The sequence below is a fragment of the Alishewanella agri BL06 genome, from assembly GCF_000272005.1.
Lineage (GTDB): Bacteria > Pseudomonadota > Gammaproteobacteria > Enterobacterales > Alteromonadaceae > Alishewanella > Alishewanella agri.
In genome coordinates, this window is sequence record NZ_AKKU01000009.1 from 35,254 (window position 1) to 49,915 (window position 14,662).

At 51.7% G+C, this 14,662-nt stretch carries 10 protein-coding genes; 3 read left to right on the forward strand and 7 right to left on the reverse strand.

The genetic code is table 11. The annotated features are described in order from the left end of the window. Position 1: 1 nt before the first annotated feature. The gene (gene apbC / locus AGRI_RS03445; protein ID WP_008983615.1) at positions 2–901 is read right to left on the reverse strand and encodes an iron-sulfur cluster carrier protein ApbC; all 900 of its coding nucleotides are present in this window, start codon (positions 899–901) and stop codon (positions 2–4) included. A gap of 149 nt (positions 902–1,050) precedes the next feature. On the opposite strand from apbC, the gene metG reads away from it, so the two are divergent. Both metG and AGRI_RS03455 read left to right on the forward strand, forming a co-directional pair. Beyond that, the gene (metG, locus tag AGRI_RS03450; protein WP_008983616.1) at positions 1,051–3,111 is read left to right on the forward strand and encodes a methionine--tRNA ligase; all 2,061 of its coding nucleotides are present in this window, start codon (positions 1,051–1,053) and stop codon (positions 3,109–3,111) included. Positions 3,112–3,132: 21 nt separating this feature from the next. Beyond that, entirely contained in the window at positions 3,133–4,692 is a 1,560-nt protein-coding gene (locus AGRI_RS03455; protein WP_008983617.1) for an MFS transporter, read from the forward strand. A gap of 17 nt (positions 4,693–4,709) precedes the next feature. On the opposite strand, the gene AGRI_RS03460 is transcribed toward AGRI_RS03455, so the two are convergent. Next, positions 4,710–6,179: a hypothetical protein gene (locus tag AGRI_RS03460; protein WP_008983618.1), complete on the reverse strand. Its 1,470-nt coding sequence runs from the start codon at positions 6,177–6,179 to the stop codon at positions 4,710–4,712. Positions 6,180–6,211: 32 nt separating this feature from the next. Continuing rightward, positions 6,212–7,216, reverse strand: a complete 1,005-nt coding sequence (locus AGRI_RS03465; protein ID WP_008983619.1) for an NAD(P)H-quinone oxidoreductase — start codon at positions 7,214–7,216, stop codon at positions 6,212–6,214. Positions 7,217–7,337: 121 nt separating this feature from the next. On the opposite strand from AGRI_RS03465, the gene AGRI_RS03470 reads away from it, so the two are divergent. After that, the gene (locus AGRI_RS03470) at positions 7,338–8,543 is read left to right on the forward strand and encodes a class I SAM-dependent rRNA methyltransferase (RefSeq protein WP_008983620.1); all 1,206 of its coding nucleotides are present in this window, start codon (positions 7,338–7,340) and stop codon (positions 8,541–8,543) included. A gap of 48 nt (positions 8,544–8,591) precedes the next feature. Here the strand turns inward: AGRI_RS03470 and AGRI_RS03475 are convergent, their stop codons facing one another. The 4 genes from AGRI_RS03475 to AGRI_RS03490 all read right to left on the reverse strand — a co-directional run bounded on the left by AGRI_RS03475 (position 8,592) and on the right by AGRI_RS03490 (position 14,500). Continuing rightward, a complete protein-coding gene (locus tag AGRI_RS03475; protein WP_008983621.1) occupies positions 8,592–8,891 on the reverse strand; it encodes a PilZ domain-containing protein in 300 nt (99 codons plus the stop codon). A 61-nt stretch (positions 8,892–8,952) separates the two neighbouring features. Next, on the reverse strand, positions 8,953–12,834 hold the full coding sequence (gene hrpA / locus AGRI_RS03480) for an ATP-dependent RNA helicase HrpA (RefSeq protein ID WP_008983622.1): 3,882 nt from the start codon (positions 12,832–12,834) through the stop codon (positions 8,953–8,955). A gap of 125 nt (positions 12,835–12,959) precedes the next feature. After that, the gene (locus AGRI_RS03485; protein ID WP_008983623.1) at positions 12,960–13,379 is read right to left on the reverse strand and encodes a CBS domain-containing protein; all 420 of its coding nucleotides are present in this window, start codon (positions 13,377–13,379) and stop codon (positions 12,960–12,962) included. Between the two features lie 119 nt (positions 13,380–13,498). Next, complete coding sequence (locus AGRI_RS03490; protein ID WP_008983624.1) at positions 13,499–14,500, reverse strand: isoaspartyl peptidase/L-asparaginase family protein; 1,002 nt, start codon at positions 14,498–14,500, stop codon at positions 13,499–13,501. Positions 14,501–14,662 lie beyond the last annotated feature (162 nt).

Consider the following 14,662-nt stretch of genomic DNA (forward strand, 5'->3'; position numbering starts at 1 on the left):
ACTAATCATCCGTTATAACAATTTCCACGCCCTGGCTGCTGGCACCGGTAAGTTGCCACAGCAAGGCACGACTAATTTGTTGATAATACTCCAGCAAGCTGGCATCTCCGGCCGTTAAGGCAGTACCACTATCGGCCTGTTCCCGCAGCGCAGCTTGCAGCGGTAACTGGCCGAGTACCGGCACCTGATAGCGCTCGGCCAGCTTTATCCCGCCTTCGCTGCCAAATACATCATCGCTGGCGCCGCAGCTGGGGCAAATATAAAAACTCATATTTTCAATCAGGCCCAGAAGAGGGATTTTCACCTGTTGAAACATGGTAATCGCTTTGCGGGCATCGGCCAGCGCCAGATCCTGAGGTGTAGTCACCACCACAGCACCGGTTACCGGCAGCTTTTGTGAAATGGTGAGCTGAATATCACCGGTGCCGGGTGGCATATCCACCAGCAGAATATCCAGCTCAGGCCACAGGGTTTCATTCAGTAACTGCAATAAGGCCTGGCTGGCGATCGGGCCGCGCCAGACTGACGCCTGCTCCGGGTCAACCAAAAAGCCAATCGACTGCAAACAGACACCATGCGCCTGTAGCGGATGCATTAATTTGTTATCCGGGGACGTGACTTTTTCGCCGGTTAAACCAAATAGCGTGGGTACCGAAGGCCCATAAATATCGGCATCTAACAGGCCGGTGCGCACACCCATTGCTGCCAGTGCCATCGCCAGGTTAGCGGAGGTGGTAGATTTGCCAACCCCGCCCTTACCCGATGCCACCAGAACTATGGTTTTAATCGATTTAAAAGCAGCGGGTCTGGCTCTTAAAGCTTCAATAACGCCGCTTAACTCGTTCGCGTCCGGCGCGGGCTGATCTTTAGCCTGAGTTTTCTTTTTTAGCCAGTTAAACATGGTCACTCCGTTAAAAGGCTTTTTTGTAAACTAATCGCTTTTGTTGACAAATCGTTGGGAAACGCCGCTTGTGCGGATGCGATTTAATGCCGGTTATAGTATCATTAGTTCATATCTTTTCAGTTATTTATTCTCAAGAGCAATCGTCAATGTCGAGCCGGAAAATTCTGATCACCAGTGCGTTACCCTATGCCAATGGCCCTATTCACCTCGGACACCTGCTGGAATATATTCAAACCGATATCTGGTCACGGTTTCAGAAAGCCCGCGGTCACCAGTGTTACTACGTCTGTGCTGATGATGCGCACGGCACCCCTATTATGCTAAAAGCCCAGCAACAAGGCATCACGCCGGAGCAGATGATTGCGCAAACCAAAATAGAGCATATGGCTGATTTTGCAGGCTTTGGTATCGCCTTTGACCATTACCACTCCACCCACAGTGACGAAAACCGGTACTTTGCCAATCTGATTTACCAGCGTTTAAATGATGGCGGCTATATCAAGCGCGATACCATTAGCCAGCTGTACGATCCGCAAAAAGAAATGTTTTTACCGGATCGCTTTGTTAAAGGCGATTGCCCAAAATGCGGCGCTTTGGATCAGAACGGTGATAGCTGCGATGTCTGCGGTGCCACCTACAGCCCCACCGAAGTAAAGAACCCGCGCTCGGTCGTATCCGGTGCCACGCCAATTCTGAAAGACAGTGAACACTACTTCTTTGATTTACCGGCCTTTGCCCAGATGCTGCAGGACTGGACCCGTAGCGGCGCCTTGCAGGATGAAATGGCCAACAAACTGCAGGAATGGTTTAAAGATGGCCTGCAGCGCTGGGATATCAGCCGCGATGCGCCGTATTTTGGCTTTGAAATTCCGGGCGCACCAGGCAAGTTCTTTTATGTATGGCTGGATGCGCCTATTGGCTATCTGGCCAGCTTTAAACACCTGTGTGAAACAGCCGGTATCGATTTTGACAGCTACTGGGCGCCGGATTCTGACGCCGAGGTGTATCATTTTATTGGTAAAGATATTATCTACTTCCACAGTCTGTTCTGGCCGGCGATGTTGCACGGCGCCGGTTTCCGCAAACCCAATGCTATCTTTGCCCATGGTTTTGTCACGGTAAATGGCGCCAAGATGTCCAAGTCTCGCGGTACCTTTATCAAGGCCCGCACCTATCTGGATAATCTGGATCCGGAATATCTGCGCTATTACTTTGCCTCTAAGCTGACCAGCGGCATTACCGATCTGGATTTAAATCTGGAAGACTTTACCCAGAAGGTCAACGCCGATCTGGTGGGTAAAGTGGTGAATATCGCCAGTCGCTGTGCCGGTTTTATTACTAAGCGCTTTGACGGCAAGCTTTCTGCCAATCTGAGTGAACCGGAGCTGTTCGCCGACTTTATTAACGCTGGGGACAGCATTGCACAAAGCTATGAACAGCGGGAATTTGCCCGGGCCATCCGCGATATTATGGCGCTGGCCGATAAAGCCAATCAGTATATCGATGCTAAGGCGCCCTGGGTGCTGGCAAAAGATGATACTAAGCAGCAGGAAGCGCATGACGTCTGCTCAATGGGCCTGAATCTGTTCCGCGTGTTAATGCATTATTTAAAGCCAGTGCTGCCGAAAATGGCCAGCGACAGCGAAGCCTTTTTAAATACTGAACTGCTGTGGGCTAATTACCGCGAGCCACTGTTAAACCATGCGATTAACCCCTTTAAAGCGCTGATGCAGCGCGTCGACCCGCTAAAAGTGCAAGCCATGGTCGATGCCTCAAAAGAGAACTTACAACCTACTGCTGAGCCGGTTACCGTCGCTAAAGCTGAAACAGCCAAGGCTGAGGTTAACGTTGTTAGCGGCGAACGGGAGCCCATTAGCGATACCATCAGTATTGATGACTTTGCCAAGATTGACTTGCGGGTCGCGACTATTGTCGATGCCAAACCGGTGGAAGGCGCTGACAAACTGGTACAGCTGCAACTGGATATCGGCGGCGGCGAAACCCGGCAGGTGTTTGCTGGTATTAAAGCCGCTTACACGCCAGAGAGTCTGGTAGGCCGGCAAACGGTGATGGTGGCCAACCTGGCACCGCGCAAAATGCGCTTTGGCTTATCCGAGGGCATGGTATTGGCCGCAGGCCCGGGCGGCAGCGATATCTTCCTGCTGACGCCGGATCAGGGTGCAAGCGCAGGTATGCGCGTTAAATAAAAGACTTTACAGGAGCTTAGGATGGCATCACCGTTTCGCAGTTTTTCATCGCTGTTTTCCAGCACCCTGATTATGGTGCTGGGCGCCGGCTTGCTAACGACCTATCTGGCGTTATCGCTGGCGCGGGATGGTGTAGAACAGCTGTGGATCGGCGCCATGATGTCGGCTTACTACTTTGGGTTGGTCGTCGGCTCGAAAGTCGGTCATAAGATGATCGCCAGGGTTGGTCATATCCGTACCTTTGTTGCCAGCGCCGGTATTGTTACCGCTTCGGCATTGTGTCATGCGTTAACGGATGTGTTACCGGTCTGGCTGTTGCTGCGGCTTATCGTCGGTACCGGTATGATGTGCCAGTATATGGTGCTGGAAAGCTGGCTGAACGAGCAAGCTGATAGTAGTCAGCGCGGTAGTGTCTTTGCCGGCTATATGATCGTCTCCTATTTCGGTATGGTGGCCGGGCAAACGGTGCTGTCATTTTTCCCGGAGCTGGGCCTAAAGCCGCTGCTGTTAATTGGCATTTGTTATGCGCTCTGTATTGTACCCATTGCGCTGACCCGCCGTATCCACCCGCAGCCACTGCATCCGGCCCCGCTAAAGATTTTGCCGTTCTGGCGCAAGGTGCCGCAATCACTCACCACCATTTTAATTGCCGGTGGCATTTCCGGCTCGTTTTATGGCTTAGCCCCCGCCTTTGCAGCCGGTTTAGGTATGGGCACAGCCGAAGTTGCCAGCTTTATGTCAGCAACGATTCTGGCCGGATTACTGGCACAGTGGCCAATGGGCAAACTTTCCGATCGCATTCCGCGTAGCCGTTTACTGCGCTTTAACAGCGCCCTGCTCGGTGTTTTGGTATTGGCGATTGCACTGCTACCATTAAAAGGTATCGCCTTGCTGGTTGCCACTTTCTGTTTCGGTATCCTGGCGTTTACGCTGTATCCGCTGGCAACCGCGCTGGCTAATCAGAATATTGAACAACAAGACCGGGTCGCTTTATCCGCAACGATCTTACTGACCTTTGGTATTGGCGCGACGCTGGGGCCATTGCTGGCCTCTTTTGTGATGCAAATGCTCGGCAACGCCATGTTGTATGGTTATATGGCGGTGTGTTGTCTGATCCTGTTCTTACGGTTAGCCCGGGTTAACTATACCCAGAAAATGGCGCGGCGGTTGCTGGCTGAACAGCAACCTTCAGACTACCAGTTGGCTTCCGGTGATCTGGTATCGTCTCCGCTGGCTGCAGCCTTGGATCCGCGGGTAGATGAGCAACTAGTGAAAGAGCAGATGCAAGATGAGCCGCTAGCAGAAGCTGCTACAGCGCAAAGTGAGAGTACACTTGCTGGCGATAATGCAAGCTTGAGTGACAATGACGCGATCACAGCGGACAGCAGCACAAACCTAAACGATACTGAGCTAGATACTGAGCTAGTTAGCGGGGTTAGCACTGATACGACTACCACAGCGACAACTGAAACCCGACACAACACTACGACAACGGCAGCCCCTACTGACAATCTGCACTCAGATAGCGACAGTACCCTGGAGCGCGCTGCCAAAGCTAGTCAGCAAACACCCGGCCATTAAGCCGGGTGTGCCAATACTTAGTTTTGACTCACCACCGCTTTATTCCAAAGATTCTGATTCTTCTGATTTAAAAAGTAATCATCCGGATGCCAGCAACGCGGTAATAACGGCGATGCCATCCGTTCTTCAAAGTTGTAAACCAGCTTACGCAAAATATCCAGTAACCGCTCTTCCGACACCACTTCAAGCTTTTTGCGGCCTTGGGCAAAATACAAATTGTTTTCCGCACTAACAATACAGCCGCGCGCCGACGCCTGATAAGTCAGACTATAGGTCACCATGCGGCAAATTGGCGTGCGAAAATCCGGTGGATAAAGGCCGGTGACGATAGCGTACTCGTAGCGCTCCATATCATTACCATCGGAGTCTTTTGGGATATAGGTAATGCCATAGCCTTGCGGAAACATCCCGACGATCCGTAAAAATGCGGCGACACTGTTTTTACTGAGCTTACCCAGCTCAGCGCTTTTCTCCAGCGCCAGCGCCGCTTTTGGTAAGTCTTCATAGTTGTAACTGCTGCGGGTAGACAGCACCATACCGGTATAGATTTGTGGGATACGCAAGATACTGCCCAGCACATCCTGTGGCCGGACGGCTTGTTTTAACAGCAGTTGTATCAGCTCACGTTTTTCAATCTCGCCCTGCACAAAGCGATCTCGCTCTTCTTTACTACGGCCGGTATAGCGGCCTACCGTTAACGCGTCCTGCACGTAGTTTAACGTCTCGGTATAGCTGGTTTGCAAAAAGGTGTTACGTTCTTCCGCTTCTAACTCACGAAACTCATCGAAGCTACCATCAGCCCCTTTTAAAATGCCCTGGCAAATCGGATGACAGCGACCGATATCCTGCAGAATAGCCGCCATCAGAACCGGGATTTGGATGTCATCCCGATAAGGGTGATATTCCGTTTCGTCACTGTAAGGTACGCTTTTACCGGCTTCATAGCGCTCCAGAATAAAGGGGTGGTCAATCAAACCGTCCATTAATAAGCGATCCAGCAAGCGAATACTTAACACCGCTTTGTATAAGTGCCGGGCTTTTTGGTTTTCGCGGGCAATATGGCGGCGGCGGGTCGGACAAATTAGCTGAATAGTGCCCAACATCTTGGCCGATGCATTGTTGGTATCAACAAAGTTCTCGCCCTGACACAGTGACAATATATCCCGGCACAACGACAGCAATTCACTATAGCGCTGAAACCGCGCTTCTTCGATTTCCTCACTAAAGGTCTTATGCTGCTCTTCCGCTTGCTTCAGATTACGGGCCACTGCCGCCTGATCACCTTTTTTACATTGTTGTTGCCGGTTCTCGAATAAAAACAGTTGTTGCTCTAACTCAGTCGCTTTTTGGTCCCGAAGGTCTTTCTCGTCGAACCATTTGATGGCCTGCTCATAAATAGAGTCTTGCAACGGGCTCTGATGATAAATGCGCTCTATCAGACGTTGTATTACTTTGGCATAGGCCGCTTTTCCAAAACTCACTGACATCCCGCTCAACTTCCTCTTTGTTAACCTTAGGACTATTCCAGCGTAACCAGTAACTTACCGATGGTTTGATTACTGGCTAATAACTGATGTGCTTGTTCAACTTCTTCGCGGCTAAATACTGCGGCGATCACCGGCTCGATAGTTTTAGCGGCTAAATCTGCTGCAAAATCAGCGTGAAAGCGACGTGTAAGTTCAGCTTTGTAGGCTGCATCTCTATTACGTAGCGTTGAGCATAGCAGCTGACCACGTTTTTTAAATAATAAACTCAGGTCAAACTCCGGGATTTTTCGCCCCCCCATCATCGCGTAAATAATAATCTTACCGTCAACGGCCAACACACTGGCCTCACTGTTCAGATAACTGCCGGCAACCGGATCTAAGACCAACGCCACACCCTCTGGCCAGGCGGCTGCCAACACCTCGCTAAAGTCTTGCTCACGGTAATTAATAGCGATGTCAGCGCCCAGCTGCCGGCAAAATGCCGCTTTATCAGCAGTACCTACCGTCACGGCAATCTGTAACTGCCTGGCTTTTGCCAATTGAATAGCAGAAGTACCAACCCCACTGGCACCAGCATGAATTAATACCCTTTGGCCTTCAGTTGCCTCACCGAGTAAAAATAATAACTGATAAGCAGTTAAAAACGTTTCTGCAGTGGCCGCAGCTTGTTGCAGTGACCAGCCCTCTGGCACCGCCATTGCCTGCGCTGCCGGTATGGCGACATAGTCTGCATAACCGCCGCCATTCACTAAGCCAAATAACGCTTGCCCCAGTAAAGGGCTCAGGTTGTCATCTGCTACGGCAACAACAATACCAGCAGCTTCTAGCCCCAGAATTGTACTATCGCCTAGTGGTGGCGGATACAACCCCTGACGCTGCATCAAATCGGCACGGTTAATACCAAAAGCCGCCACTTTTAGCAGCACTTCACCCGGTTTCAGTTTTGGTAGCGCGCAGTCCTGCCAGCGCAGCTGACTATCGCGGCCAGGCGAGTCAACACACACTGCCTGCATAATGGTAGGGAGCGTAGTAGCCATAAGGATCCTTAATCGACCGGCAGATTTGGCTAAGCTCGCGTTAGGGCAGCGATTTCACTTTAGCTTTGCCGGCCACTTCTCTAAAATACGGCCTTTAGTCTAGCATAGCGAAGTAACCAATATGAACAACAGTAGCACCGTGCCGGCCGTGATCCTGGCTGAAGGCCGCGAAAAAGCCCTCAATCGTAAGCACCCCTGGATTTTTTCTAACGCCATCGCCAAAGTCCATAATACGCCGAATCGCGGAGATACTGTCGCTGTACTCAGTAGTAAAGGCGAATGGCTGGCCTGGGCCGCTTACTCACCTGCATCGCAAATTCGCGCGCGGATCTGGAGCTTTCAACAACACGAACAAATCGATCAGGCGTTTTTTAAGCAACGTCTGCAGCGCGCCTGGCGACTGCGGCAGAGCCTGTTTAATACTGAAGAGACGAATGGGCTACGGGTAGTGGCTGCTGAATCGGATGGTCTGCCGGGTATCACTATCGATAAATATCAGGATGTGTTAGTAGTGCAGCTACTCTCTGCCGGTGCCGATGCCAAGCGTAAACAACTGGTCGCTGCTCTGCTGGAGGTGTTCCCAAAGCACAGTATTTACGAGCGCTCTGATGTCGATGTGCGCAAAAAAGAAGGCCTGCCGCTGGTAACCGGCTGGCTACATTTACCACGTGACAGTGGTGAGGTGTTGATTAAAGAGCACGGTATGACCTTGGTCGTTGATGTAGTTAACGGCCATAAAACCGGTTTTTATCTGGATCAGCGGGTAAACCGGGCGGCGCTGCGCCGTTTTGCTAAAGATGCCAACATCTTAAATTGCTTTAGTTACACCGGCACCTTTGCCGTTGCCGCGCTGATGGGCGGTGCTAAGCATGTGACTAATGTGGATTTATCCGATTTGGCACTAGAAACCGCGGCGCGTAATGCCGAACTTAATCGGTTAGATCTTAGCAAACTGAGCAATCAAAAAGCCGATGTGTTTAAACTGCTGCGTCAGTATCAGGAGCAAGGCAAAACCTTTGATATCGTGGTACTGGACCCGCCGAAGTTCGCGGACAACAAAGCCCAGCTTAATAGCGCCTGTCGTGGCTATAAGGATATTAACCGGGTGGCGATGCAGCTGGTAAAGCCAGGTGGTCTGTTGTTTACCTTTTCCTGCTCAGGCTTAATGGAAGAAAGCTTATTCCAGAAGGTGGTCGCCGATGCGGCGCTGGATGCGAAACGGGATTGCTTGTTTATTGAACGCCTACAACAAGACAGCGATCATCCGGTCGCCAGTTTTTACCCTGAAGGCTATTATCTGAAAGGGTTGATCTGCAAAATCTATTAAGTTATCGCAGGATGACTGCCGCTGTGGCAGTCATTCTGCTGCTTAAGCCTAATTCAACTCCAGAAAAGCCAGCCCAAGCTGATAGCAGTCTTCATTTTCCTGACTGCAGCGCATCACCTTAGCGGTGGCATCTAAGGGTGCCACGCTGGCATCCGGCGATTCTAAACGTACGCGGATTAAGGTCCCCATCTCCAGCGGTTCATCGACTTCTACCGCCATACCTGAGGCGCTCAGATCGCGACACACGCCATCTAATACCCGCGCCGCCTCCGGGTCGTTGATCATCAATTTAACTTCAGCATTAACCATCATACGGTAAAAATGGCGGTGATCATTCCTCTGTGGCATATACAACTCCTTCGCTACGCTTTGCATCATCTTAGCAAGCTGTGGCAACGACGCAAGTTTATTATTTAAGCTCCTGCACCGCATGCAAAATTCGCTTTACCGAAATCGGATAAGGGGTACCCAACTGCTGCGCATGTTGTGACACCTTGAGCTCTTCCAGCATCCAGCGGATCTGACTGACCGGCTCCGGAATCGCCTGACCGGCATATTTACCGAGTAAATTCTGATAAGCCTGTTCAGCTTTTTGATACTCGTGCATCAATAAACGGTCGCGGTTCGGATCGACCGGGAGCTTTTCCAGCCGCTTTAACATTGCCTGCAAGTAACGTTTTAAGTCATCCAGTCTTGCTGCACCATGTTGACTGACAAAGCCTTTAAAAATCAGCTGCTCTAACTGCTGTTTAATATCGGCCTGCGCCTGAAAGTGTGCCAGATCCACCTTACCTTTTAAGCGTTTTTGAATATCGTGATAGACGGTTAAAATTTGTTCCACCTGCAATGCGATCTGCCGTACCCGCTCATTCAGCTCAGCGCGTAGCGTTTCGCGTAACCGCTCAAAGGCGGTTTTGTCCTGCACCGGTAATTGCTGGCGGATCAAGGCATCTGTTGCGGCGGCGATACAATCATCGATCAGCTCCAGCACCTTACCAAAGGGGTTAAAGTACAGGCCGAGCTTGGCTTTGTTCGGTAACGACTCCTGCAGATATTTCACCGGTGAGGGCACATTCAGCAGCACTAAGCGGCGCAACCCCTTAATATGCTCCTGCTCTGCCCGCAGTGGATTATCCAGCAGCTTAATGGCAACGCTCTGACCGGCGTCGACCAGCGCCGGAAAAGCTTTAATTTCAAAGCCGGCCTGTAGCTTAATATACTCTTTGGGCAGCTCGCCAAAACTCCATTCGGTCAGTTGCTCCTGCTCAATACCCTGCTCAGCCACTTCACTCAGGCTTTGCTGCACTGCGCCCTGTAATTGCTGTTTCAGTAGCGCCAGAGAGCGCCCCTGCGCCACCAGCTTACGCTCATCGACAATTTTAAAATTTATTTTTAGATGCGCCGGCAGCTCTGTTAACTGCCAGGCATCGTCGGGGATAGTTATACCTGACATCCGCTTTAACTTGCTGCTAATAGCAGTGAGCAGTGGCTCGCTAAAGGGTGTCAGGCTTTGCATTAAGGCATCAGCATAATTCGGCGCCGGTACAAAGTTGCGTCGGTATTGCTTAGGCAAGGACTTAATCAGCGCCACTAACAGCTCAGGACGCAGCGCCGGAATTTGCCAATCAAAGCCCTGCTCTTCGACCTGGTTTAATAGTGCCAGCGGGATCAACACACTGACCCCATCATCCGGTTCACCGGGGGCAAAATGATACTCCAGCGGCAGCGTTAAATTGCCCTGGCGCCAGCTTTCCGGAAAGCGCTCGGCACTGATATCAGAGGCATCACGCTGATATAGCAGCTCAGGGTCAAAATTCAGTAACGCTGGCTGCGTCTGGCGGGCTTTTTTCCACCATTTGCTAAAGTCGATGCGGTTATTCGCCCACTGCGGAATACGTTCGGCATAAAACGCGGCCAGCGCATCTTCGTCGACCAGGATATCGCGGCGGCGGGATTTTTCTTCCAGCTCCTGCACCTTGCTGATTTGCTGCTGGTTGTAACTTAAAAAGGCTTCGTTTAAGCCCAGTTCACCATTGACCAGGGCTTCGCGGATAAACAGCTGGTGCGATACCGCCTCGTCAATCCGGCTATACAGTACCGGTCTTTTACCGACAATAATAACGCCGTACAGCGCGACCTGCTCGTAAGCGACCACAGCACCTTTTTTCTTTTCCCAATGCGGTTCACTGTAGCTGCGATTAACCAGATGCGCCGCCAACGGCTCAATCCACTCCGGTTCAATTTTCGCTACCGTACGCGCATACAAGCGGCTGGTTTCAACCCATTCGGCCGCCATAATCCATTTCGGTTTACGCTTAAACAGATGGCTGCCGGGAAACACATAAAAGCGGGTTTGCCTTGGCCCCAGATAGTCGGCATCGCTGTCTTTACTGCCGATTTGCCCCAGTAAGCCGGTTAAAATGGCGCTGTGAATAGCCTGGTAACCCGGTGGGTTGGCGTTAAAGCTAAGCTGTTGCTCCTGCGCGACCTGAGTCAGCTGCGCCACCAGATCCTGCCACTCCCGCACCCGTAAATAATTCAGCAGCTCTTGCTTACACAGCCGGCGGAACTGGTTATTGCTCAGCGCTTCCTGCTGTTGTTGCAGGTAATCCCAGAGCTTTAGCCAGCTGCTAAAATCCGAATCCGGATCAGCAAAGCGGCCATGTAGCTCATCGGCTTTTTGTTGCTTATCCAGCGGCCGCTCGCGCGGATCCTGAATGGATAAGGCAGCAACAATCACCAATACTTGCTGTAAGGCGCCCTGCTCGCTTGCTGCCAGCACCATCCGCGCCAACCTGGGGTCGATCGGTAAACGCGCCAGCGTTTTGCCTAATGGCGTTAAACTGAGCTGTTGCTTGCTACGTTGCTGTGGGATCGCGCCCAGCTCTTCCAGCAACTTGATGCCGTCGTTAACAAAGCGGCTGTCTGGTTTTTGCAAAAACGGAAAGGCTTCGATATCACCCAGTCCCAGTGCCAGCATCTGCATAATGACTGACGCCAGGTTTGTGCGCAGAATTTCCGGATCGGTAAACTCCGGCCGGCCTAAAAAGTCCTCCTCGCTATAAAGCCGGATACAAATGCCCGCCGCCACCCGGCCGCAGCGACCTTTACGCTGATTGGCGCTGGCCTGACTAATGGCTTCAATCGGCAGTTGCTGCACCTTGGAGCGATAGCTATATCGCGAAATACGCGCCGTGCCCGGATCGATCACATAGCGAATACCCGGCACAGTAAGCGAGGTTTCGGCGACGTTGGTCGATAAAATAATCCGCCGCCCGGCATGCGTTTGAAAAATACGATTTTGCTCTGCTGCACTTAAGCGTGCATACAAGGGTAGCACTTCGGTATGCGGCAGCTTCAGTTTTTCCAGCGCATCAGCGGTATCACGAATTTCCCGCTCACCGTTTAAGAAAATCAGAATATCGCCCGGCGGCTCGCGATACAGCTCTTCTACCGCATCAAAAATACCCTGCAGCTGGTCGCCATCTTTATCATCCTGCTCGGTAAAAGGCCGGTAACGGACTTCTACCGGATAGGTGCGGCCTGAGACTTCAATAATGGGGGCATCGAAAAAATGCCGCGAAAAACGCTCAGGATCGATGGTGGCTGAAGTAATAATCAGCTTCAGATCCGGGCGGCGTGGTAATAACTGCTTTAAGTAGCCCAGCAGAAAGTCGATATTCAGGCTGCGCTCGTGCGCTTCATCGATAATGATGGTGTCGTATTGATTTAAAAAGCGGTCTTGCTGCATTTCGGTTAGCAAGATGCCGTCGGTCATCAATTTGACCAGCGTTTGCTGATTAGTATGATCACCAAAGCGAATTTTATAGCCAATTTGCTGACCAACCTGGCATTGCAGCTCTTCAGCTAAGCGGGCACAGACACTGCGCGCTGCCAAACGTCTGGGCTGGGTATGACCAATAGTGCCGGCGACACCCCGCCCCAGCTCCAGACAGATTTTCGGAATTTGCGTGGTTTTACCAGAGCCGGTTTCGCCGGCAATAATCACCACCTGATGGGCGGCAATAGCGGCTTTAATTTCGTCTTTTTTCGCCACCACCGGCAGCTCAGCCGGATAGCTTAACGTCGGCATGGCAGAGAGCCTGGCAGCACGTAGCGCAGAGGACTGGGCGATTTGCGCTTCAAGTTTGCTCAGTTGCTCCGCAGCTTGCTCTGATGGCAGCTGTTTTAGCTGGGCCAGTTTACGACGCAGCCGGAATTGATCTTGCAGCAGACACTGACCGATTTGGGCCGACAAGGTGGAGACAGTGGATGGTGTTTCAACAGACAAGTTAGCGCCCTCAGCTTTCAGAGGGCGCAATGCTACCAAGTTAGGGGTTAGGAGTGCAACGCCACTGCAGCCTTAGCGCCAGCTTTCTTGCGTCCTGCTCCGCTTTACCGCTAGCCTGCTTTACGCTAACCCGCTTTGCTATAGTGCGAGTGTAGTTCTTTATCTATGGCGCCTAACACATCAGAGCGGGTAATAATTCCCAGCAGATGACCGTTATCATCAACCACCGGATAGAGCTTGGGTTTGGCTTTTAACATGGTTTGCGCCAGATCGATAATGCCGTCGTACTCTTTTACCGTCAGCACCTCGGTGCGCATCACATCACTGACCCGCGCGGCCTGCTGGTCATGATAAGTCGACATCAGCATCCGAGCCAGGCAATCCTGCTCGGAGATAAAACCTATAATTTTGCGCTGCGCATCAATCACCGGGCCTCCGGTTTGCCGGCCTTTGATTAATCTGTCCACTGCCATCTCCACTGGCATATCAGCATCAAAGGTCACCGGGTGGCGATTCATATAATCGGCAACTTTTAGTAAGTCCATGCATCCCCCTCAATTACTCATACGAATTATCGGGCGCCGCTTTACTGCTGAAACAGAAAAAGGCGATCCACATGCTTAAGGTTAGACGATGAACTCCTGCTTTGCCTGTTATTCACGCGTTATTCGGCTTGAAAAATCTCAACTTTAAGTGGTGTCGTATCGCCCAGCATCGCCCGGTACATACCCTCGGTATTAAAGGCCCAGCTTAAGCGCCCTTGCGGATCCACTACAATTACGCCACCAGTGCCACCGACTTGTGCCAGCTCAGCCATCACTTCCGTTGCGGCTGCACTGGCCGTTTTGCCCTGATATTTCACCCTGGCGCAGATATCGGAGGCTACCTGATAACGGATAAAATACTCACCATGGCCGGTTGCTGAGACTGCACAGCTTTGGTTGTCAGCAAAATTACCGGCGCCAATCATCGGGGCATCGCCAATCCGGCCATAGCGTTTGGCGGTCATGCCACCGGTTGAGGTCGCGGCGGCCAGGTTACCGGCTTTATCAATGGCTACGGCGCCAACGGTGCCCATACGCCAGGCTGGGTCAAAGGGAACAGCCGCCTGATGTGGCTGCGGCTGCAGCGCCTGTTTGGCGCGTTTTAATGCCTCATAGCGAAATTCAGTGTTGTAATAGCTGTTCGGTACCCGCTCCAGCTGCAGGGTATCGGCGAAGGCCTCAGCGCCGGCACCAGCAAGCATTACATGCTCTGATCGCTCCATCACTGCCCGTGCCAGCAAAATTGGGTTTTTGATGGTGCTGACACCGGCAATAGCGCCGGCTTGCCGGTCTTGGCCCTGCATAATAGAGGCATCCAACTCATGGCTTTCATCATAGGTATAAACCGCGCCCTTGCCGGCATTGAACAGCGGCGAATCTTCCAGGATCATCACGGCACGGGTCACCGCATCCAGACTGCTGCCACCTTGTTGCAACACGGCATAACCCTGCTCCGCGGCATGCTTTAATGTAGCTTCATAGGCCTGGCGCTGGGTATCGGTAAGCTGCGCTTTGTTAATAGTGCCAGCACCGCCATGGATTACGATGCCACTAGGGGCGGCAGCAAGTGACAATAAAGGCGTGAAACAGAGTAACGCTAACAGGCGGGGCATAGTTTTCATTTGAGTTATCCTAATCCGGGTAAGCTGTGCTTTCAGTTGTAAGATATATTGACGCTGCGGGCAACTTATTCCGGCTGTTCGCCCTTTTCTTGCGGTAGATCAATAGTACGGCAGTACAGTTCGTTAAACTAACGTCGTTGTTATACGTACTGTTATCCAGCG

Excerpts from the sequence above, each read along its gene's own strand:
- apbC (WP_008983615.1), bottom strand. The coding sequence starts at position 901 with ATGTTTAACTGGCTAAAAAAGAAAACTCAGGCTAAAGATCAGCCCGCG.
- metG (WP_008983616.1), top strand. The coding sequence starts at position 1,051 with ATGTCGAGCCGGAAAATTCTGATCACCAGTGCGTTACCCTATGCCAAT.
- AGRI_RS03455 (WP_008983617.1), top strand. The coding sequence starts at position 3,133 with ATGGCATCACCGTTTCGCAGTTTTTCATCGCTGTTTTCCAGCACCCTG.
- AGRI_RS03460 (WP_008983618.1), bottom strand. The coding sequence starts at position 6,179 with ATGTCAGTGAGTTTTGGAAAAGCGGCCTATGCCAAAGTAATACAACGT.
- AGRI_RS03465 (WP_008983619.1), bottom strand. The coding sequence starts at position 7,216 with ATGGCTACTACGCTCCCTACCATTATGCAGGCAGTGTGTGTTGACTCG.
- AGRI_RS03470 (WP_008983620.1), top strand. The coding sequence starts at position 7,338 with ATGAACAACAGTAGCACCGTGCCGGCCGTGATCCTGGCTGAAGGCCGC.
- AGRI_RS03475 (WP_008983621.1), bottom strand. The coding sequence starts at position 8,891 with ATGCCACAGAGGAATGATCACCGCCATTTTTACCGTATGATGGTTAAT.
- AGRI_RS03485 (WP_008983623.1), bottom strand. The coding sequence starts at position 13,379 with ATGGACTTACTAAAAGTTGCCGATTATATGAATCGCCACCCGGTGACC.
- AGRI_RS03490 (WP_008983624.1), bottom strand. The coding sequence starts at position 14,500 with ATGAAAACTATGCCCCGCCTGTTAGCGTTACTCTGTTTCACGCCTTTA.